The organism is Leclercia tamurae (genome assembly GCF_025566055.1).
Lineage (GTDB): Bacteria > Pseudomonadota > Gammaproteobacteria > Enterobacterales > Enterobacteriaceae > Enterobacter > Enterobacter tamurae.
The window spans coordinates 142446-163244 of the sequence record NZ_JAMHKS010000072.1 but is presented as its reverse complement, the minus strand read 5'-3'; the positions used below and the strand labels follow the sequence as shown (position 1 = coordinate 163244).

At 53.6% G+C, this 20799-nt stretch carries 18 protein-coding genes; 9 read left to right on the top strand and 9 right to left on the bottom strand.

Features of this window, described 5'->3' with window-relative positions:
- Positions 1 to 179 precede the first annotated feature (179 nt).
- The 7 genes from cyoE to M8318_RS10990 form a co-directional block, all read right to left on the bottom strand.
- Positions 180 to 1067, bottom strand: a complete 888-nt coding sequence (cyoE, locus tag M8318_RS11020; RefSeq protein ID WP_106992138.1) for a heme o synthase — start codon at positions 1065 to 1067, stop codon at positions 180 to 182.
- Positions 1068 to 1078: 11 nt separating this feature from the next.
- Positions 1079 to 1405: a cytochrome o ubiquinol oxidase subunit IV gene (locus tag M8318_RS11015; protein ID WP_106992139.1), complete on the bottom strand. Its 327-nt coding sequence runs from the start codon at positions 1403 to 1405 to the stop codon at positions 1079 to 1081.
- On the bottom strand, positions 1405 to 2019 hold the full coding sequence (locus M8318_RS11010) for a cytochrome o ubiquinol oxidase subunit III (RefSeq protein WP_262662568.1): 615 nt from the start codon (positions 2017 to 2019) through the stop codon (positions 1405 to 1407). The genes M8318_RS11015 and M8318_RS11010 overlap by 1 nt, the downstream gene beginning before the upstream one ends.
- On the bottom strand, positions 2009 to 4000 hold the full coding sequence (gene cyoB, locus M8318_RS11005; RefSeq protein ID WP_262662567.1) for a cytochrome o ubiquinol oxidase subunit I: 1992 nt from the start codon (positions 3998 to 4000) through the stop codon (positions 2009 to 2011). The genes M8318_RS11010 and cyoB overlap by 11 nt, the downstream gene beginning before the upstream one ends.
- A 16-nt stretch (positions 4001 to 4016) precedes the next feature.
- On the bottom strand, positions 4017 to 4964 hold the full coding sequence (gene cyoA / locus M8318_RS11000) for a cytochrome o ubiquinol oxidase subunit II (protein ID WP_106992141.1): 948 nt from the start codon (positions 4962 to 4964) through the stop codon (positions 4017 to 4019).
- A 476-nt stretch (positions 4965 to 5440) separates the two neighbouring features.
- A complete protein-coding gene (gene ampG, locus M8318_RS10995; protein ID WP_262662565.1) occupies positions 5441 to 6916 on the bottom strand; it encodes a muropeptide MFS transporter AmpG in 1476 nt (491 codons plus the stop codon).
- A gap of 45 nt (positions 6917 to 6961) precedes the next feature.
- Entirely contained in the window at positions 6962 to 7540 is a 579-nt protein-coding gene (locus M8318_RS10990; protein WP_262662563.1) for a lipoprotein, read from the bottom strand.
- A 303-nt stretch (positions 7541 to 7843) separates the two neighbouring features.
- On the opposite strand from M8318_RS10990, the gene bolA reads away from it, so the two are divergent.
- From bolA to M8318_RS10945, 9 genes are all read left to right on the top strand, one after another.
- Positions 7844 to 8161 carry a transcriptional regulator BolA gene (bolA, locus tag M8318_RS10985; RefSeq protein WP_039032378.1) on the top strand — a complete coding sequence of 106 codons (318 nt, stop codon included), beginning with the start codon at positions 7844 to 7846 and terminating at the stop codon, positions 8159 to 8161.
- A gap of 331 nt (positions 8162 to 8492) precedes the next feature.
- Positions 8493 to 9791 carry a trigger factor gene (tig, locus tag M8318_RS10980; RefSeq protein ID WP_106992144.1) on the top strand — a complete coding sequence of 433 codons (1299 nt, stop codon included), beginning with the start codon at positions 8493 to 8495 and terminating at the stop codon, positions 9789 to 9791.
- Positions 9792 to 10051: 260 nt separating this feature from the next.
- Positions 10052 to 10675 (top strand): ATP-dependent Clp endopeptidase proteolytic subunit ClpP, encoded by a 624-nt coding sequence (gene clpP / locus M8318_RS10975; RefSeq protein WP_032616835.1) that lies wholly within the window; start codon positions 10052 to 10054, stop codon positions 10673 to 10675.
- Between the two features lie 127 nt (positions 10676 to 10802).
- A complete protein-coding gene (gene clpX / locus M8318_RS10970) occupies positions 10803 to 12077 on the top strand; it encodes an ATP-dependent protease ATP-binding subunit ClpX (RefSeq protein WP_032616836.1) in 1275 nt (424 codons plus the stop codon).
- Positions 12078 to 12261: 184 nt separating this feature from the next.
- The gene (gene lon, locus M8318_RS10965; protein WP_262662561.1) at positions 12262 to 14616 is read left to right on the top strand and encodes an endopeptidase La; all 2355 of its coding nucleotides are present in this window, start codon (positions 12262 to 12264) and stop codon (positions 14614 to 14616) included.
- A gap of 210 nt (positions 14617 to 14826) precedes the next feature.
- The gene (gene hupB, locus M8318_RS10960; protein ID WP_002444653.1) at positions 14827 to 15099 is read left to right on the top strand and encodes a nucleoid-associated protein HU-beta; all 273 of its coding nucleotides are present in this window, start codon (positions 14827 to 14829) and stop codon (positions 15097 to 15099) included.
- Between the two features lie 211 nt (positions 15100 to 15310).
- Complete coding sequence (ppiD, locus tag M8318_RS10955) at positions 15311 to 17182, top strand: peptidylprolyl isomerase (RefSeq protein WP_262662560.1); 1872 nt, start codon at positions 15311 to 15313, stop codon at positions 17180 to 17182.
- Positions 17183 to 17330: 148 nt separating this feature from the next.
- Positions 17331 to 17690 carry a helix-hairpin-helix domain-containing protein gene (locus M8318_RS10950; protein ID WP_262662558.1) on the top strand — a complete coding sequence of 120 codons (360 nt, stop codon included), beginning with the start codon at positions 17331 to 17333 and terminating at the stop codon, positions 17688 to 17690.
- A gap of 96 nt (positions 17691 to 17786) precedes the next feature.
- On the top strand, positions 17787 to 18185 hold the full coding sequence (locus M8318_RS10945) for a YbgC/FadM family acyl-CoA thioesterase (RefSeq protein WP_106992148.1): 399 nt from the start codon (positions 17787 to 17789) through the stop codon (positions 18183 to 18185).
- Between the two features lie 54 nt (positions 18186 to 18239).
- On the opposite strand, the gene queC is transcribed toward M8318_RS10945, so the two are convergent.
- Entirely contained in the window at positions 18240 to 18935 is a 696-nt protein-coding gene (queC, locus tag M8318_RS10940) for a 7-cyano-7-deazaguanine synthase QueC (protein WP_262662556.1), read from the bottom strand.
- A gap of 66 nt (positions 18936 to 19001) precedes the next feature.
- The gene (locus M8318_RS10935) at positions 19002 to 20702 is read right to left on the bottom strand and encodes an SgrR family transcriptional regulator (RefSeq protein ID WP_262662555.1); all 1701 of its coding nucleotides are present in this window, start codon (positions 20700 to 20702) and stop codon (positions 19002 to 19004) included.
- Positions 20703 to 20799 lie beyond the last annotated feature (97 nt).

Below are 20799 nucleotides of genomic sequence, written 5' to 3'. Positions count from 1 at the left end.
ACCAGATAATATCGCGAGGACAGGCAAAATATAGCAAAGCGCTTTATATGTTCTTTTTCTAACTTAATTAATATTCGAGGGTGATCGGTAATGCGGAAATGATTTGTTTTTAATATGTCAAAAAAAACAGCCCGCGACCATTAGGGTGGCGGGCTGTTGAGTGACGCCGTCTGGCGAACTTACCAGACGTAGGTCAGCAGATTATGTGAATCCGGCACCATAAAGTCGACGGACATCATTACCGACAGGGAAGTGATAGCGACAATCGAGAACACAAACAGTTTGCGCGCCCAGACTTTGTCGTCTTCCACTTTATAACCCCGCAGTGCCATACCGAGCCACCAGACGCTCACCGCCGCAGCAACCACCAGATATTTGTACCCAGCGTAACCGCCCAGTGAGAGCATCAGCGTAGCAACCGCAAAGGCAATGATGTAGAGCGTGATATGGTTCTTGGCAACGGAAATGCCTTTCACCACCGGCAGTACCGGAATGTTCGCTGCCTGATAATCCTTAAAGCGGAAAATCGCAATGGCGTAGGAGTGCGGCATTTGCCACAGGCTAAAGATAGCCAGCAGGATGAGCGCACCGCTGTCGAACTCGTTGGTGACCGCGCAGTAGCCAATCACCGGCGGCGCAGCGCCGGAGAGTGAACCAATCAGCGTACCGTAGACGGAGTGACGTTTCATATACAGGCTGTAGACGCCCACATATACCACGAAACCCATCACCCCCAGCCAGCAGGCCAGAGGATTGGCACCGAACCACAGCAGCATAAAGCCAGCAATACCCAGCAAGGTGGCGTACACCAGCGAGACGGCAGGGGACATCAGGCCTTTTACCAGCACCCGATTTTTTGTCCTTTCCATCTTCCTGTCGATATCCCTGTCGATGTAGTTGTTAAATACACAACCGGACGCAACAACCAGTGACACCCCAACCAGCGTGTAAATAAAGAGGGTGTAATCGATGCTGCCTTTCGAGGCCAGCAGGAACCCTCCGATCACCGAGATCAGGTTGCCAAAGATGATGCCAGGTTTTGTGACTTGCAGGTATTGCTTAAACATACTCGCCGCTCTTAGTGAACCATCATGTTGTAGTTGAGGTTCCACATAATCCAGATGGAGCCGACTACCAGGATTGCGATGATAATCACGGTAAAGATAAATGCCGTCAGGTTCCAGCCTTCATCGGATTTAGTGTTCATGTGCAGGAAGCAAACCAGATGCACCAGAATCTGAATCACCGCCGTCACCAGGATTGCACCCAGGATAACCGGCTTAGACGCACTACCGTTCATCACCATCCAGAACGGGATCACCGTCAGGATGATCGACAGGATAAAACCTGTCATGTAGGTTTTTACGCTACCGTGGGAAGCGCCATGATCGTTTGAATGACTCATTACATCGCCCCCATCAGATAGACTACAGAGAACACACAGATCCACACCACATCCAGGAAGTGCCAGAACAGACTCAGGCACATGATACGGGTACGGTTAGTGCTGGTCAGGCCGCGACGGGATACCTGGAACATCAGAACCGCCATCCAGATCAGACCAGAGGTTACGTGCAGACCGTGGGTACCGACCAGCGCGAAGAACGCTGACAGGAAGCCGCTACGATCCGGACCGTAACCTTCGGCAATCAGGTGGTGGAATTCATAGATTTCCATCCCGATAAATCCAGCACCAAACAGCCAGGTCAACGCCAGCCAGGAGACAACCTGGCTCTTGTTGTTCTTGTACATGGCAATGGCGGCCATGCCGTAGGTGATGGAGCTGAATAACAGCAGTGCGGTTTCAACCAGTACGAACGGCAGCTCGAAAATGTCCTTACCGGTCGGGCCGCCCGCTGTGCCGTTCACCAGAACGGCATAGGTCGCGAACAGACAGCAGAACAGGATGCAGTCGCTCATCAGGTAGATCCAGAAGCCGAAGACTTTCATCGGCCCTGTATCGTGGTGCCCGTGTTCATGCGCATGGGCAGTCGCGTGGGTTAAAGTATCAGTTGCCATTTTTCAGCCCCGCTTTAGCAATCTCGTCGAAATGCTGTTTTTCCAGAATTTCAACTTCACGGACTGGTACGTAGTAGTCCACGTCCTCATCAAAGCTCTTCACAATCCAGCTGATCACGATGCCAGCAAAGCCGACGATCGCAAGCCACCAGATGTGCCAGATCATAGCGAAACCAAATACCGTAGCGAAGGCGGCGATAACCATGCCCGCTGCGCTGTTTTTCGGCATATGGATCTCTTCGTAATGTGCTGGTTGCTTGTACGCTTCGCCTTTTTCTTTCATTTCCCAGAATGCGTCACGCTCATGAATGTGCGGCACAACGGCAAAGTTATAGAACGGCGGAGGAGAAGAGGTTGCCCACTCCAGCGTACGGCCACCCCATGGGTCACCGGTCAGGTCACGGTTCTGATCGCGGTCGCGAATAGAGACGTAGAACTGAATCAGCTGAGACGCGATACCACAGGCAATCAGCACCGCACCGCCCGCTGCAACCATCAGCATTGGGTGGAACTGCGGATCGATCTGCTGGCTCAGACGACGGGTCATACCCATGAAGCCCAGCACGTACAGCGGCATAAACGCCACGAAGAAGCCGATGATCCAGAACCAGAACGCGCGTTTGCCCCATTTTTCGTTCAGCGTGTAACCGAAGGCTTTTGGCCACCAGTAAGTCACACCTGCGAAGCAACCGAACACCACACCGCCGATGATGACGTTATGGAAGTGCGCAATCAGGAACAGGCTGTTGTGCAGTACAAAGTCAGCGCCCGGTACAGCCAGTAGTACGCCGGTCATCCCACCTACAGAGAAGGTGACGATGAAGCCGATGGTCCACAGCATGGCTGAGTGGAACTGGATACGGCCCTGGTACATGGTGAACAACCAGTTGAAGATCTTAACCCCGGTTGGGATCGCGATAATCATGGTGGTGATACCGAAGAAGGCGTTTACGTTCGCGCCTGCACCCATAGTGAAGAAGTGGTGCAGCCAGACGATGAACGACAGGACGGTAATACACACGGTTGCCCACACCAGCGAGGTGTAACCAAACAGACGCTTACGTGAGAAGGTCGCTGCGATTTCGGAGAACACACCGAAGACCGGCAGAACCAGGATGTACACTTCAGGGTGACCCCATGCCCAAATCAGGTTGATGTACATCATCATGTTGCCGCCCATATCATTGGTGAAGAAATGGGTGCCCAGATAGCGATCCAGGGTCAGCAGCGCGACGGTGACAGTCAGAATTGGGAATGACGCGATAATCAGGATGTTGGCGCACAGAGATGCCCAGGTAAATACTGGCATCTTGAACATCGTCATACCTGGTGCACGCATCTTCAGGATGGTCACGAAGAAGTTAATACCGGTCAGGGTAGTACCGACACCGGAGAGCTGTAGCGCCCAGATCCAGTAATCAACACCTACGCCAGGACTGTACTCAATTCCCGAAAGCGGTGGGTAAGCCAGCCAGCCAGTCTGTGCGAATTCACCGACGCCCAGAGAGAGGTTAACCAGAATCACACCGACAACCGTGAACCAGAAGCTCAGGTTGTTCAGGAACGGATACGCAACGTCGCGCGCGCCGATTTGCAGCGGAACGACAACGTTCATCAGACCGATAACCAGCGGCATCGCCACGAAGAAGATCATAATCACGCCGTGCGCGGTAAAGATCTGGTCGTAGTGGTGCGGCGGCAGGAAGCCTGCTTCGCCAGCGGAGGCAAGCGCCTGCTGGCTACGCATCATGATGGCATCCGCAAAGCCACGAATTAACATGACGATACCGACGATGCAGTACATGATACCGAGTTTTTTGTGGTCAACCGAAGTCAGCCACTCATTCCACAGGTAGCTCCACTTACCGAAGTAAGTGATTAAGCCTAGTAAGGCTGCGCCACCAATGACAATGGCAGCAATCGTAACCATGATAATCGGCTCATGGTACGGCACTGCATCCAGTGTTAATTTTCCGAACATTTTCTTCCTCGGCCCCTTAGTGAGAGGTTTCCGCGTGGCTCATGTCCATGCCTTCCATCCCTTCGTGCGAGCTATGCTCACCTTCAGGTTGGGTCACGTCCATGCTCTTGCCGTGGTCCATGAATTTGCCAATAACGTCTTTGAACAAATTCGGTTTCACGTTAGAGAAGTACTCCACCTTGTTGTATTCGCTAGGTGTTGCCACTTTGTCGAACGTAGCCATGTCAGACATGGTGTTCGGAGACTGTTTCGCTTTAGCAACCCACTGGTCGAAAGCGGCACGGTCCGGGGTGGCAATGGCTTTGAACTTCATACCAGAGAAGCCTGGGCCACTGTAGCTGGCGGAGATACCATCATAGGTGCCTGCTTCATTCGCGATCAGGTGCAGGTTGGTCTGCATACCGGCCATCGCGTAAATCTGGCTGCCCAGACGCGGGATAAAGAAGGAGTTCATCACGGAGTTAGACGTTACTTTGAACTGCACCGGGACGTTCGCCGGGAAGGCGATTTCATTCACGGTAGCAATGCCTTGTTCCGGATAGATGAAGAACCATTTCCAGTCCATGGAGACGACTTCGATCGTAATCGGTTTCTCATCGTGAACCAGCGGTTTTGCAGGTTCGAGCGCGTGAGTGGTTTTCCATGTCAGTACGGCAAGGAACAGGATGATCAGAATCGGCACCGTCCAGACCACAGCTTCCACTTTATTGGAGTGTGACCAGTTAGGGCTATACTTCGCATCTTTGTTGCTCGCACGATACTTCCAGGCGAAACCAACAGCCATCAAGATGGCGGGAATCACGACAATCATCATCAGGCCGAAAGCCGTCAGAATGAGCGAACGTTGCTCCAGTCCAATCTGTCCTTTGGGGTCTAGCAGCGCAGAATCACAGCCACTGAGTAAAACAGTGCCTGCAAATAACGACAACCATCCCAAACATTTATTGTATTTCCTAAGTGTCATTTAACGACCTCAATTCCACGGGGACCTGGTGGCGTTTAAAGTGTGGGGGCATTTTACGGGAAGGTTACATTACTGTAAACATCATTAGACCTGTGTCAGGAACGTGTTACCGGGTTCTGCCAGGGAAGTCACAGATGTTGCAAATTATAGCCGTTTTTCAGACGCAAGCACCGTCAGCTGGGCTTTATAACGAAACAGACTCTGTAGGTAGGGTAAAAAGGGCAATTGGTATAACCATTGCTAAAAAAACACAAATCATTAACAAATAATCATCAATAAAGAGACAACTAAAAAACGTAAAATTAATGTTTCGTTTGCTGAATCGGTTAACGAAAAATACTCTCTGTTCTTCGTTCCAATAATTTCTGGAATTCTAAGAGGCACGAAACAACAAATATTATTTTGCGCGAACGAATTTATTCGCCGTTATAATTTACCAGGGTGATTACAACGTAAAATAACCTTTTTTTATGGTTTTACACCTTTTGGCTCTCACGCATAGCCAGGTAGTCGAGGAGACCCCCTGTCAGGATCCCGGACAGCGCCAGCAGCGCACCGATGTCCAGCAGCAGCAGGGCAAACGGAAGGGTGAGCGTCGTGGTGGCGTTAACGATCAGGACCACCAGCCACAGGGCCAGCGTCACACATCCCGCCAGCAATATTCTTAATGCAAAGCGATAGGCCGACGGGAAACGCGTCCTGACCATAAAATGTTCTGTCTGCTGGGTATATTCCAGCGAGCGACGACAGACTAAGAGCAACAGCAGTCCCGGAATGGCGGCAAAGACGGAGAAGAGATAAAACTCAGCCCACCCGTGCGCTTCTACAAACCAGCCAGCGATAGGGCCGACATAGACCCGGCCCACGGCAGAGAGCGCAGAGAGCAGGGCGAACTGTGTTGCGGAGAAGGATTTGTTGCATAGGGTCATCAGCAGCGCGACAAACGCGGCCGTCCCCATCCCGCCGCACAGGTTTTCAAAGAATACCGCCGCCGCCATGCTGAGCATGTGTTTATCGGTAATCGAGAGCAGCCAGTAACCGGCGTTAGAAATCCCCTGCAAAATGCCGAAGATCAGCAGCGCGCGGAACAGGCTTAAGCGCTGCATCAGCACGCCGCCATACAGCGCGCCAATAATGGTGGCAATCAGCCCCAGCGTCTTATTTACCACGCCGACTTCACCGGCATCGAAGCCCACGCCGCGGATCAAAAAGGTGGTGGTCAGGCTCATGGCAAACGCATCCCCGAGCTTATACAGCACAATCAGCAGCAGAATAAGCCAGGCATTGTTACGGCCAAAGAAGTCGCGCAGCGGTTCGGCAACCGCCTGTTCGAGGGAGCGGGGAACCGGGATGACATCGCTCGGTTCCGGGGCGAGGAAGGTGGCGATCATGCAGGGAATGAGCAGCGCGGCCATCAGCCAGTACATGCCCTGCCAGCCGAGGTAGCGATCCGCCAGCCATAAGGCCAGCCCGCCGGAAACCAGCATGCCCAGACGGTAGCCCAGAACGCTAATTGCAGCTCCGGTGCCACGCTCTTCGGCAGAGAGAACGTCGGTTTTCCAGGCATCAAAAACGATATCCTGGGACGCCGAACAGAAGGCAATCACCACCGCCAGCGCGGCCATCCAGCGCAGCTGCGACGCAGGTTCGAGAAAGCCCATCGCGGCAATCGCCAGCATTAGCAATGCCTGGGTCATCAGCAACCAGCCACGACGCCTGCCGAGGAACGGCGGGGTGTAGCGGTCCATCATCGGCGACCATAAGAACTTGAAGACATAGGCCTGGCCGACCAGCGAGAAGAAGCCGATGGTTTTAAGATCGATATTCTCTACCGTCATCCACGCCTGTAGCGTGCCGGATGTCAGGGCAAGGGGTAAGCCGGAGGCGAAACCGAGGATCAGCAGGATAGCTGATTTAGGTTGCTGGAAAATACGTAAGTATTGACTGGACATGAGCAGGCAAACTGACCCGACCGGAGGTCGGGTCAGCAGGCAGAATTAACGTGCGTTCTGCTTGATGAAGTCGTGAATGCTGGTGTCCTGCGCCATATCGGCGATGGTGTCGGTCAGCACGCTGTTAACGGCATTAGCGATATTCTTGTTGGTGGCCTGGAAGGCACCTTCAATAGAGTAGCTTGCACGGTAGTTCTTGTTCATCTTATTGCCGTTCTTCGCGGTGGCGATGATGGCGATATCGGCTTTGGTCGCGATGTTGTAGCGCACATTGCCCTGAGAGACGTCAGCGTACAGGTTGTTGACGATAATCTGCAGATCAACCGCGCCGCTTGGGCCAACCATGTAACCGCGGGAGGTCATTTGCTTCTCGAGCACTTCCTGCAGCAGGAAACGCAGATCGCGGGAGGCAGTGAGGGTCACCAACTGGTTATCACGGGTTACTTTCGCCAGCGCCTGGTCTTTACGCTGATCCGCGCCGTTGATGCTCACGGTGACGCCCATCAGGCTTGGATCCTGCTGTGGCAGAGTGATCTTCGGAGAAACATCAATGGTAGCAGGAGGAGTTGCACAGCCGGCCAGCATAAACAGGGCGACCATAGGGAAAAGGAGTTTTTTTAACATGTTCAGGCTCTCAGCGAATCGTAAGCATATATAGAAAAAAATTGCCGCCATCATAACATCGCCAACGGCAAGGGGAAGTGGTCAACGCATGTAAATTCATCGCCTTGTCTGAAAACTGACCACCTGAAACGCTTTTCCGTTATCCGGACGACAAAACGACTCCCCCTTATAGGACTTCATACGCTTGAATGAGAAAATCAGATGAAAGCTAAATTTTTGTTGTCTTCTTGTTATGCAAGCGGTAAAAGCGGCTAACATTTAAAGGGATGGGTGACATCTCAGCGTTGTCGGAGGAGTAATTTCATGATGATACGTGAACAGATTGAAGATAAGTTAAGGGCGGCGTTTGAACCTGTGTTCCTCGAAGTCGTCGACGAAAGCTATCGTCATAACGTACCGGCAGGCTCTGAGAGCCACTTTAAAGTGGTGCTGGTCAGCGATCGTTTCGCTGGTGAGCGTTTTCTCAATCGTCACCGTATGATCTACGGAACTCTGACGGAAGAGCTCTCGACCACGGTCCATGCCCTGGCGTTACATACGTATACGATCAAAGAGTGGAAGGGGCTGCAGGATACGATTTTCGCATCGCCACCATGCCGGGGGGCCGGGACGATCGCGTAATAAATCCTGTTTGCAACAGCGGGAGCTTTTCCAGTATGTTGCATAAAGATTACGTCAAAACGGCCTGCGGGCCGTTTTGTTTTGTCGGGGTTTTGAGCCGGTGGCGCGATTTTAAGGCCGAAAATAGCCTGAAATTGTGAAAAAAGCCGCAGCAACATGCGCCAACCGTTCTCGACTCACTAAAGTGATGCCGCTATAATGCCGCGTCTTAATATGAATGTCTTCGGGATGATTCTGGCGACAGGGAATGTGAATCTGCTAAGAGAGCATCCCGGTATTGCGAGGCAAATTCAGAGTTGACCGAGCACTGTGATTTTTTTGAGGTAACAAGATGCAAGTTTCAGTTGAAACCACTCAAGGCCTTGGCCGCCGTGTAACGATTACAATCGCTGCTGACAGCATCGAAAACGCTGTAAAAAGCGAGCTGGTCAACGTAGCAAAGAAAGTCCGTATTGACGGCTTCCGCAAGGGAAAAGTACCGATGAATGTCGTTGCTCAGCGTTATGGCGCTTCTGTTCGCCAGGACGTGCTGGGTGACCTGATGAGCCGCAACTTCGTTGACGCGATCATCAAAGAAAAAATCAACCCAGCCGGTTCCCCGACCTATGTTCCGGGCGAATACAAAATGGGCGAAGACTTCACCTACGCGGTAGAGTTCGAAGTTTACCCTGAAGTTGAGCTGAAAGGTCTGGACGCGATCGAAGTTGAAAAACCAGTCGTTGAAGTGACTGAAGCCGACGTTGACGGCATGCTGGACACCCTGCGTAAGCAGCAGGCGACCTGGAAAGACAAAGACGGCGCTGCAGATGCAGAAGACCGTGTCACCATCGACTTCTCCGGCTCTGTAGACGGCGAAGAGTTCGAAGGCGGCAAAGCCTCTGACTTCGTACTGGCAATGGGCCAGGGCCGTATGATCCCAGGCTTTGAAGACGGTATCAAAGGCCACAGCGCAGGCGAAGAGTTCACTATCGACGTGACCTTCCCGGAAGAGTACCACGCTGAAAACCTGAAAGGTAAAGCAGCGAAATTCGCGATTACCCTGAAGAAAGTTGAAGACCGCGAACTGCCAGAACTGACTGCAGATTTCATCAAACGTTTCGGCGTTGAAGATGGTTCTGTTGAAGGGCTGCGTGCAGAAGTGCGTAAAAACATGGAACGCGAGCTGAAAGGCGCCGTGCGTAACCGCGTTAAGTCTCAGGCGATCGACGGTCTGGTTAAAGCGAACGAAATCGAAATTCCTGCGGCCCTGATCGACAGCGAAATCGACGTTCTGCGTCGCCAGGCTGCACAGCGTTTCGGTGGCAACGAGAAACAAGCTCTGGAACTGCCACGTGAGCTGTTCGAAGAGCAGGCTAAACGCCGCGTTGTTGTTGGTCTGCTGCTGGGCGAAGTGATTCGTACCCACGAGCTGAAAGCTGACGAAGAGCGTGTTAAAGGCCTGATCGAAGAGATGGCTTCTGCCTATGAAGATCCGTCAGAAGTGGTTGCTTTCTACGGCAGCAACAAAGAGCTGATGGAAAACATGCGCAACGTGGCTCTGGAAGAGCAGGCTGTTGAAGCCGTTCTGGCCAAAGCAAAAGTGTCTGAAAAAGCTACTTCTTTCAACGAACTGATGAACCAACAGGCTTAATCCTGCCTGCTTCGTTTAAAGTTTGAGCAAAAAACCCGTTGCCACCCGGCGGCGGGTTTTTTTTATCACGGTTATAAATCCCAAAGCGTGATAAAACGCCTTTTCAGTGTTAGCGTTAAAACAAAAGATTGTTATGCTTGAAATAGGGCTGAGCCGCCCCCATTAGTGGGGAAGCAGTATTAAAGAGACTGGCTGATAATCCGTCCACAAGGTTACAATCAGTACAGCAGGTATTTTCATTTTTTATCCAGGAGACGGAAATGTCATACAGTGGCGAACGAGATAACTTTGCACCCCATATGGCGCTGGTGCCAATGGTTATTGAACAAACCTCTCGAGGTGAACGTTCTTTTGATATCTACTCCCGTCTGCTTAAAGAACGCGTTATCTTCATGACCGGCCAGGTGGAAGACCACATGGCGAACCTGATCGTAGCGCAGATGCTGTTTCTGGAAGCGGAAAACCCGGAAAAAGACATTTACCTGTACATTAACTCCCCAGGTGGCGTGATCACTGCCGGGATGTCCATTTACGATACCATGCAGTTCATCAAGCCTGATGTAAGCACCATTTGTATGGGCCAGGCAGCATCGATGGGCGCATTCCTGCTGACCGCAGGGGCGAAAGGTAAGCGTTTCTGCCTGCCGAACTCGCGCGTAATGATTCACCAGCCGCTGGGCGGGTACCAGGGCCAGGCAACAGACATTGAGATTCATGCCCGTGAAATCCTGAAGGTAAAAGGGCGCATGAATGAACTTATGGCTCATCATACGGGTCAATCATTAGAGCAGATCGAGCGTGATACCGAGCGCGATCGCTTCCTGTCCGCACCAGAGGCAGTAGAGTACGGCTTAGTCGACTCCATTTTGACCCACCGTAATTGATGCCCACGGCGTGGGTGTGCCGCTATACTATGGTAGGGCGGCATTTTGCTAACCAGCAGCCTGCGTCTGAGAATGGCATTTGCGTCGTCATGTGCGGCACAAAGAACTTAAAAAGAGGTTTTGACTCATGACAGATAAACGCAAAGATGGATCGGGCAAACTGCTTTATTGCTCTTTTTGCGGCAAAAGCCAGCATGAAGTGCGCAAACTGATTGCCGGGCCATCCGTGTATATCTGCGACGAATGTGTCGACTTATGTAACGACATCATCCGCGAAGAGATTAAAGAAGTCGCACCACACCGTGAGCGCAGCGCGTTACCGACGCCGCATGAGATCCGTCATCATCTTGATGACTACGTCATCGGCCAGGAACAGGCGAAGAAAGTGCTGGCAGTGGCGGTGTACAACCACTACAAACGTCTGCGTAACGGGGATAACAGCAACGGCGTTGAGCTGGGCAAAAGTAACATTTTGCTGATCGGCCCAACCGGTTCCGGTAAAACCCTGCTGGCCGAGACCCTGGCGCGTCTGCTGGATGTTCCGTTTACCATGGCGGATGCCACCACTCTGACCGAAGCCGGTTATGTGGGTGAGGATGTGGAAAACATCATCCAGAAACTGCTGCAGAAGTGCGATTACGACGTTCAGAAAGCCCAGCGCGGGATCGTGTATATCGATGAGATCGACAAAATCTCGCGTAAATCCGATAACCCGTCGATCACCCGTGACGTCTCCGGTGAAGGCGTACAGCAGGCATTGCTGAAATTGATCGAAGGGACGGTTGCCGCTGTTCCACCGCAGGGCGGTCGTAAGCATCCTCAGCAGGAGTTCCTGCAGGTTGATACGTCCAAGATCCTGTTTATCTGTGGCGGTGCGTTTGCCGGCCTGGATAAAGTCATTGCTAACCGCGTTGAAACCGGCTCGGGTATTGGCTTTGGCGCCACGGTGAAGGCGAAGTCTGAAAAAGCGAAAGAGGGCGAACTGCTGACCCAGGTTGAGCCAGAAGATCTGATCAAGTTTGGTCTGATCCCTGAGTTCATTGGCCGTCTGCCGGTTGTCGCCACCCTGACAGAACTGAGTGAAGACGCGCTGATTCAGATCCTGAAAGAGCCGAAAAATGCCCTGACCAAGCAGTACCAGGCGTTGTTCAATCTGGAAGGCGTTGAGCTGGAGTTCCGCGACGAAGCGCTGGATGCGATTGCTAAGAAAGCAATGGCACGTAAAACCGGTGCACGTGGTCTGCGTTCAATCGTTGAAGCTGCCCTGCTCGATACCATGTACGACCTTCCTTCAATGGAAGAAGTTGAAAAAGTGGTTATCGACGAGTCCGTCATTGCTGGCCAAAGCAAACCGCTGCTGATTTACGGTACGCCGGAAGCTCAGCAAGCTTCTGGCGAATAATTCGCCAGAGCATACAAGCAGTTAATCAAAAAGGGGGGATTTAATCCCCCCTTTTATTTTTCCGTAAACATGGCGTTGAATGTGTGGGAATCATCCCCATATACTGGATTACATGTTAATGGTTGCATGAAGCACAGTCCTGCAACCTGATTACCTGGCGGACACTAAACTAAGAGAGAGCTCTATGAATCCTGAGCGTTCTGAACGCATTGAAATCCCCGTATTGCCGTTGCGCGATGTGGTGGTTTATCCGCACATGGTCATACCCTTATTTGTAGGGCGGGAAAAATCTATCCGTTGCCTTGAAGCCGCCATGGATCATGATAAAAAAATCATGCTGGTTGCGCAGAAAGAAGCATCAACGGATGAGCCGGGTGTAAACGATCTTTTCACCGTCGGGACCGTGGCCTCTATTTTACAAATGCTGAAGCTGCCTGATGGCACCGTGAAGGTGCTGGTCGAGGGGCTGCAGCGTGCGCGTATTACCACGCTATCTGATGATGGCGAACACTTCGCTGCAAAAGCCGAATACCTTGAATCGCCTCAGCTGGACGAGCGTGAGCAAGAAGTGCTGGTTCGCACCGCGATCAGTCAGTTTGAAGGCTATATCAAGCTGAACAAAAAAATTCCACCAGAAGTGCTGACGTCGCTGAACAGCATCGACGATCCGGCACGTCTGGCTGACACCATCGCAGCGCACATGCCGCTGAAGCTGGCTGACAAACAGTCCGTGCTGGAGATGTCCGACGTTAACGAGCGTCTGGAATATCTGATGGCGATGATGGAGTCTGAAATCGATCTGCTGCAGGTTGAGAAACGCATTCGCAACCGCGTGAAAAAGCAGATGGAGAAATCTCAGCGTGAGTACTATCTGAATGAGCAAATGAAAGCCATCCAGAAAGAGCTCGGTGAGATGGACGACGCGCCGGACGAAAACGAAGCGCTGAAGCGTAAGATCGACGCGGCGAAAATGCCGAAAGAGGCAAAAGAGAAGGCTGAAGCAGAACTGCAGAAGCTGAAAATGATGTCTCCAATGTCGGCGGAAGCGACGGTGGTTCGCGGCTATATCGAGTGGATGGTGCAGGTTCCGTGGAATGCCCGCAGCAAGGTCAAAAAAGACCTGCGTCAGGCCCAGGAGATCCTCGATACCGACCACTATGGTCTGGAGCGCGTCAAAGACCGCATCCTTGAGTATCTTGCGGTTCAGAGCCGTGTTAACAAGCTCAAGGGCCCAATTCTGTGCCTGGTGGGGCCACCGGGGGTGGGGAAAACCTCTCTGGGGCAGTCCATTGCCAGAGCCACCGGACGTAAATACATCCGTATGGCGCTGGGCGGCGTGCGTGACGAAGCGGAAATCCGTGGTCACCGCCGGACCTATATCGGTTCGATGCCAGGCAAACTGATCCAGAAAATGGCAAAAGTAGGGGTTAAAAACCCGCTGTTCCTGCTGGATGAGATCGACAAAATGTCGTCCGACATGCGCGGCGATCCGGCTTCAGCTCTGCTTGAAGTGCTGGATCCAGAGCAGAACGTGGCGTTCAGCGATCACTACCTGGAAGTGGACTACGACCTCAGCGATGTGATGTTCGTGGCCACCTCCAACTCCATGAACATCCCGGCCCCGCTGCTGGATCGTATGGAAGTGATCCGTCTTTCTGGCTACACCGAAGACGAAAAACTGAACATCGCCCGTCGTCACCTGCTGTCGAAGCAGATTGAACGTAACGCACTGAAAGAGAGCGAATTGACCGTTGATGACAGTGCGATCATCGGCATTATTCGTTACTACACCCGTGAAGCGGGCGTGCGTAGCCTGGAGCGTGAAATCTCCAAGCTGTGTCGTAAGGCGGTGAAACAGCTGCTGCTGGATAAGACGCTGAAGCACATCCACATTAACGGCGACAACCTGCACGAATACCTCGGTGTTCAGCGCTACGACTACGGTCGTGCGGACAGCGAAAACCGCGTCGGTCAGGTGACCGGTCTGGCATGGACGGAAGTGGGCGGCGATCTGCTGACCATTGAAACCGCCTGCGTGCCAGGTAAAGGTAAGCTGACCTACACCGGCTCGCTGGGTGAAGTGATGCAGGAGTCCATTCAGGCTGCGCTGACCGTGGTGCGCGCGCGCGCGGAAAAACTGGGTATTAATCCGGACTTTTACGAAAAACGCGACATTCACGTTCACGTGCCGGAAGGGGCAACGCCGAAAGATGGTCCAAGCGCGGGTATCGCGATGTGTAGCGCCCTGGTGTCCTGCCTGACCGGCAACCCGGTGCGTGCTGATGTGGCGATGACCGGGGAAATCACCCTGCGTGGCCAGGTTCTGCCGATTGGCGGTTTGAAAGAAAAACTGCTGGCTGCACACCGTGGCGGCATTAAAACGGTCCTCATTCCGTATGAGAACAAGCGCGATCTGGAAGAGATTCCGGATAACGTCATCGCCGATCTGGATATTCATCCGGTGAAACGAATTGAGGAAGTTCTGACCCTTGCACTGCAGAATGAGCCTTACGGAATGCAGGTTGTGACCGCAAAATAGTGACCTCGCGCAAAGAGCGTCGATAAAAACAAGGCTGGTGAGCGATTTCGGGCTTGCCAGCCTTTTTTTGTATAGCTAATTTAGATTGCTGATTGGGCCAGCCATCAACAACGGGTGTTGTAAGGTCATGGCAGGCCTGATATAACTGCTGCGCGGTCGCGTTGTGAAGGATTCAGACGCGATATAAATTATAAAGAGAGGAAGAGAAGAGTGAATAAATCTCAACTGATTGACAAAATTGCTGCGGGTGCTGACATCTCCAAAGCTGCGGCTGGACGTGCGTTAGATGCTTTGATTGCTTCTGTTACCGAATCTCTGCAGGCTGGGGACGACGTGGCGCTGGTAGGTTTTGGTACTTTTGCTGTTAAAGAGCGTGCTGCCCGTACTGGCCGCAACCCTCAGACCGGTAAAGAGATCACCATCGCTGCTGCTAAAGTTCCGGGCTTCCGCGCCGGCAAAGCGCTGAAAGACGCAGTAAACTGATCGCTTTCTTACTTCAGGGAAGTTGAAAAGTACAAGGGCGCATCATTTGATGTGCCTTTTTTGTTTGTCCAGGCCTGATTTATGTGAGTTTATGCGAGTTGTGGGCTGACAATCGCCCCGGTTTCTTGTCACAATACGTCTTTATGCGCTGCGGTCAGGATTTCCGCCAGCGTCAGGTCACCAGTCACCTACAGCGGAGTGTGGTTACACCATGATGGACAGCTTACGCACGGCTGCTAACAGTCTCGTGCTCAAGATTATTTTCGGTATCATTATCGTGTCGTTCATTTTGACCGGCGTGAGCGGATATCTGATTGGCGGTAGTGCAAACTACGCCGCAAAAGTGAACGACCAGGAAATCAGCCGTGGGCAGTTTGAAAATGCATTTGCCGGTGAACGTAACCGCATGCAGCAACAGCTGGGCGAACAGTTCTCAGAACTGGCGGCGAATGAAGGGTACATGAAAAACCTGCGTCAGCAGACGCTGAACCGTCTTATCGACGAAGCGCTGCTGGATCAGTACGCCCGTGAGATCGGTCTGAGCATCAGCGACGATCAGGTCAAGAAAGCCATTTTCTCCACCCCGGCTTTCCAGAATGACGGCAAATTCGATAACACCCGCTATAACGCTATCGTGAATCAGATGGGGATGACGCCGGATCAATACGCTCAGGCGCTGCGTAACCAGCTGACCACTCAGCAGCTGGTTAACGCCGTAGTGGGCACCGACTTCATGCTCAAAGGCGAAGCGGATGAACTGGCGACGCTGGTTTCTCAGCAGCGCGTCGTGCGCGAAGCCAACTTCGACGTTAACGCCCTGGCTGCTAAACAGCAGGCGAGCGACGAAGAGGTGAAAAGCTACTACGAGCAGAACAAAAACAACTTCACCGCCCCGGAGCAGTTCCGCGTGAGCTACATCAAGCTGGATGCAGCGGCGATGCAGGAAAACGCCTCCGATGCGGAGATCCAGACTTACTACGATCAGCATCAGGATCAGTTCACTCAGCCACAGCGTAACCGTTTCAGCGTCATTCAGACCAAAACTGAAGCCGACGCCAAAGCGGCGCTGGATGAGCTGAACAAGGGCACTGACTTCGCCACGGTCGCGAAAGCCAAATCCACCGACATCATCTCTGCCAAAAACGGCGGTGACATGGGCTGGCTGGAAGAGGGCACCACGCCAGACGAGCTGAAAAATGCCGGTCTGAAAGAGAAAGGTCAACTTTCTGGTGTGATCAAATCCTCTGTTGGTTTCCTGGTCGTGCGTCTGGATGATATCACCCCTGCGACCACCAAACCGCTGGCTGACGTCCGTGATGACATCGCGGCGAAAGTGAAGCAGGAGAAAGCGCTGGATGGCTTCTATGCGTTGCAGCAGAAGGTAAGCGACGCGGCCAGCAATGATAACGAATCACTGGCAGGCGCAGAGCAGGCAGCAGGTGCGAAAGCGGTCACTACCGGCTGGTTTGGTCGTGACAATCTGCCGGAAGAGCTGAACTTCAAGCCGGTTGCGGATGCTATTTTCAACGGTGGTCTGGTGGGCGAAAACGGCACCCCGGGCAGCAACTCTGACATCATTACCGTCGACGGCGACCGCGCCTTTGTTCTGCGCGTGGCTGAGCATAAGCCAGAGTCGATTAAGCCGCTGGACGAGGTGAAAGATCAGATCACTGCGCTGGTGAAACATAACAAAGCCGTGCAACAGGCGAAGCTGGATGCTGAGAAGCTGCTGGCTGAGCTGAAAGCGGGTAAAGGTGATGAGGCGCTGAAAGCGGCTGGCCTGAGCTTTGGTGAGGCCAAAACCCTGAGCCGTACCGGTCAGGATCCGATCAGCCAGGCGGCATTTGGTCTGAGCCTGCCGGCAAAAGACAAGCCGAGCTTCGGTATCGCCAACGATATGCAGGGCAACGTGGTGGTTCTGGCGCTGGACGAAGTGAAAGCGGGCACCATGCCGGAAGCGCAAAAGCAAGCGATGGTTCAGGGAATCACCCAGAACAATGCGCAAATTGCCTTCGAAGCCCTGATGAGCAACCTGCGTAAAGAAGCCAAAATTAAGCTGGGCGATATCATGACCCAGCAGTAATTACGGCGCTGCTCGCAAATCTGAGCAACGTACTGCAACAACAAAAGGCCGCTTTCGCGGCCTTTTCCATTTCTGCAATCTGCTGTTTGTTCCGGAAAAGCGGCCCGTTTATGGTGAGTGGGCTGTCAACAAACAAGGAGAAAACAGCATGAAACATGGAATCAAAGCCCTCTTTATTACGCTTGCCCTTATGTCTGCCGGGATGAGCCACTGCGCGCTGGCGGCGACACCAGCCGCCAAAACGCAGGTCGCACAAGGCAAGTCCGATGCACCGCCCCCACCCCAGCAGTCGAAAGCGGCGGAAGCGGAGAAGGGGCGGATCAGCATTAATTCCGCCCCGGCGGAGGAGCTGGCGCGGGTGATGAACGGCGTGGGGCTGAAGAAAGCCCAGGCGATCGTCAGCTACCGGGAAGAGTACGGCCCGTTTAAAACCCTCGACGATCTCAAGCAAGTCCCCGGCATGGGCGGGGCGCTGGTGGAGCGGAATCTTGCGTATCTGACGCTGTAATAACTTGCACAGTGGCAAAAATTTGCCAGGATAAAGAGGTCATACCAGTTATGACCTCTGACTCTTACAAATAACAACCCTGAAGGCTATTGCGCTATGCAGACCCAAATCAAAGTACGCGGTTATCACCTTGATGTTTATCAACACGTTAATAACGCACGTTATCTCGAGTTTCTCGAAGAGGCGCGCTGGGAAGGGCTGGAAAACAGCGACAGCTTTCAGTGGATGACCGAGCGGCGTATCGCCTTTGTGGTGGCGAATATCAATATCAACTATCGCCGTCCTGCGGTGCTCAGCGATCTTCTCACCGTTACCAGCCAGCTTCAGCAGCTGAACGGCAAAAGTGGGATATTAAGTCAGGTGGTGACGCTGGAGCCTGAAGGGCAGGTGGTGGCAGATGCATTAATTACCTTTGTCTGCATCGATTTGAAAACGCAGAAAGCGCTGCCGCTGGAAGGGGAACTGCGTGAGAAGCTGGAGCTATTAATCACATAACCCCGCTTTTGATGCCGGGCGAAGCAGATCCTTCACCCGGCAGGCTGGCCCGAATTAATTAAGACCGGTTTTCTTTTTCAGAGCCGTCATCACCCCGACTTTATCCGCCAGATAATGATTCAGGCCGTTGGCGCGCAGATTACAGGCGGCGCACTGACCGCAGCCATCGCCCTGAATGCCGTTGTAACAGGTCAGCGTTTCGTTACGCACCAGATCCAGCTTGCCCCAGTAGTCAGCCAGCGCCCAGGTTTCGGCTTTATCGAGCCACATCAGCGGCGTTTCGAAGCGGATATCTTTGGCCATCCCCAGACTCACGGCATGGTTGAGGGCTTTCACAAACTCGTCGCGACAGTCCGGGTAGCCGGAGAAGTCGGTTTCGCACACGCCGGTTATGATCGCCTCGGCTTTGACCTGGTAAGCATAGATGGCGGTCAGGGTCAGGAAGAGGATATTACGCCCCGGCACGAAGGTATTCGGGATCCCCTCGGCGTCTGGTTCGTAGTCCGGCACCGGAATGCTGTCGCGGGTGAGGCTGCTCACCGCCAGTTCGTTCAACAGGGTGACATCCAGAACCTTATGAGCCCGTGCGCCGAGTTTCACCGCCAGTTTCTGCGCGACCTCAATCTCTTCGCTATGGCGCTGGCCATAATCAAAAGTCACACAATGGACTTCATCATATTGCTGCAGAGCCTGAACCAGACAGGTGGTGGAGTCCTGGCCTCCACTGAACACGACAACGGCACGTTTCATTAATCTTCCCAACTTTGACGGTTAAAAACGTATGGTAACGTCTGCCTGTGGCGGCGACCAGCTTCTTCACGTTTTCGGGGCCGGCAGCCAGGCCTCGGTAAAATCAAACCAGCCGCGCGGATTCAGGCGGATGCCGTTCACCCCCGGCGGGGCGCTGATTTGATACTGATAGTTGAACAGAGGCGTCAGGACGGCACGCTCCATTAATTGCGCGAACACCTCTTTTAATGCCAGATGGCGCGCCGCGGCGTCGGGCTGAACCTGAACCGCATCCAGGGTCGCCATCAGGTGCGCAAACTGTGGGGCGCTGAGCAGATACGGCCAGAGCGCATCGCAGCGTAACCACTGCTCCAGGGTGTATTCCGGTGCCTCACCAATCAGCCTGTCGCCCATCATGATATCGGCCTCCGCCAGGGCGGTGCAGCCATCCCAGGTTTTCGCGTCATGAAAAATCACCGTCAGCTGACAGCCTTCGTGTGCCAGGTAGCGTCTAAGCTGTTCCGCCATGGTGTGTAACTCCACCGGCAGGTGATAGATCAGGGTGAGTGTCTCCGGCAGAGCGATAGTTTGCGCCTGCGGCCACCGGGGGATAGACCATCCCGGGAGCAACTCCTGAGTCGGGGTGATAAGATTCTCGTCCAGCGGCAGGGTATGCAGCAGTGCGGTGTGATGAATGATGTCGATCACCCTGCGGGCCTGGGCCTCGCTTAACCTGCCGCTCTGCTTCAGCGTGAGATAGCAAAAGCCGAGGCTGATGCTGTTACTGACCAGCCGCAGGCTGGCGAGTTCTTCCGGCTCGCCAATGGCGATCTGCACCGGATGGCGGCAGCTGGTGCCTAAATCCTGGTCAAAAAGCTGGGGGGTGATCCAGTATTCAATGGCTTTCAGCAGCGGATGCCCCAGATGATACTGCTCGTGGCTCTCGAGCCGGACCAGATCCGCGTCGTATATCGCCAGCCGAAACGGTCCGCTGCCCGTCAGGGGCTGTTCAGGATGGGCAAGACGGCTGCAATAGCTCGCCAGACGGTGCGCCAGCCAGTAATCCGGATGATGTAACACGAAGGTCAGGCACTGCGGGTGGGTCACCGCAATTTGCTTCACGCTGTTAAACAGTTTGCGCAGCGCGGGCAGGGTGAGCAGCCGCGTCAGTTGGCTCTGGAGCTGAGCCGCCTCGACTTTGTCTCCGTTATGCCAGTGCAGCGTGGAGCGAATATAGAAGTGCCAGCGCAGCCCGTCGGCAGCGATCTCCCAGTGATGCGCCAGATCGCCGCCCGGCTCGCTACGGGTGTCGTTGAACCGCGTCAGACCGGAAAAGATCTGCCCGACCAGATGCTGCTCGGCGCGGCCAGGTAAAAAGCCCGGATGGAGCGGATCGAGGGGCCGGTAATAGGGAATGCGCAGCGTCGGGGTGTTGTTCTGCCACTGCCCGCCGAGAAAAGGATGCAGCAGGGCACGCAGCGCCTGGGGTGCCAGCTGGGCCAGTTCCAGAGCGTTGTGCTGCTGGCCGTTTTTGAGCGCCTGCTCCATCATCGTATTGCGCAGCGATTCTGGCGTGACGTGAAAGCGCAGCTCGCCGCGCTTACCGCGCCCGGACTGTGCCTGCCAGCTCAGCCAGCCCGCCTCCTGGGCCTGACGCAAAAGCGTGCGCACATGTCGTTCGCTGCAAAAACAGCGGCTGGCCAGTTCGGCCACGCTCACCTGCTGCGGCGCACCGGCTGAGGGCTGCCACAGTCGCTGGTACTGATTAAGTCGATTAAGCTGGCGCATAGTAAACCCGGAACAATAATTTCCATCTATTCAGTATTACTTCCGTATATATCACGCAATACTGATGCACAAGTTAACCTCCTCACATTTTCGGAGT

Excerpts from the sequence above, each read along its gene's own strand:
- cyoE (WP_106992138.1), bottom strand. The coding sequence starts at position 1,067 with ATGTTTAAGCAATACCTGCAAGTCACAAAACCTGGCATCATCTTTGGC.
- M8318_RS11015 (WP_106992139.1), bottom strand. The coding sequence starts at position 1,405 with ATGAGTCATTCAAACGATCATGGCGCTTCCCACGGTAGCGTAAAAACC.
- M8318_RS11010 (WP_262662568.1), bottom strand. The coding sequence starts at position 2,019 with ATGGCAACTGATACTTTAACCCACGCGACTGCCCATGCGCATGAACAC.
- cyoB (WP_262662567.1), bottom strand. The coding sequence starts at position 4,000 with ATGTTCGGAAAATTAACACTGGATGCAGTGCCGTACCATGAGCCGATT.
- cyoA (WP_106992141.1), bottom strand. The coding sequence starts at position 4,964 with ATGACACTTAGGAAATACAATAAATGTTTGGGATGGTTGTCGTTATTT.
- ampG (WP_262662565.1), bottom strand. The coding sequence starts at position 6,916 with ATGTCCAGTCAATACTTACGTATTTTCCAGCAACCTAAATCAGCTATC.
- M8318_RS10990 (WP_262662563.1), bottom strand. The coding sequence starts at position 7,540 with ATGTTAAAAAAACTCCTTTTCCCTATGGTCGCCCTGTTTATGCTGGCC.
- bolA (WP_039032378.1), top strand. The coding sequence starts at position 7,844 with ATGATGATACGTGAACAGATTGAAGATAAGTTAAGGGCGGCGTTTGAA.
- tig (WP_106992144.1), top strand. The coding sequence starts at position 8,493 with ATGCAAGTTTCAGTTGAAACCACTCAAGGCCTTGGCCGCCGTGTAACG.
- clpP (WP_032616835.1), top strand. The coding sequence starts at position 10,052 with ATGTCATACAGTGGCGAACGAGATAACTTTGCACCCCATATGGCGCTG.
- clpX (WP_032616836.1), top strand. The coding sequence starts at position 10,803 with ATGACAGATAAACGCAAAGATGGATCGGGCAAACTGCTTTATTGCTCT.
- lon (WP_262662561.1), top strand. The coding sequence starts at position 12,262 with ATGAATCCTGAGCGTTCTGAACGCATTGAAATCCCCGTATTGCCGTTG.
- ppiD (WP_262662560.1), top strand. The coding sequence starts at position 15,311 with ATGATGGACAGCTTACGCACGGCTGCTAACAGTCTCGTGCTCAAGATT.
- M8318_RS10950 (WP_262662558.1), top strand. The coding sequence starts at position 17,331 with ATGAAACATGGAATCAAAGCCCTCTTTATTACGCTTGCCCTTATGTCT.
- M8318_RS10945 (WP_106992148.1), top strand. The coding sequence starts at position 17,787 with ATGCAGACCCAAATCAAAGTACGCGGTTATCACCTTGATGTTTATCAA.
- queC (WP_262662556.1), bottom strand. The coding sequence starts at position 18,935 with ATGAAACGTGCCGTTGTCGTGTTCAGTGGAGGCCAGGACTCCACCACC.
- M8318_RS10935 (WP_262662555.1), bottom strand. The coding sequence starts at position 20,702 with ATGCGCCAGCTTAATCGACTTAATCAGTACCAGCGACTGTGGCAGCCC.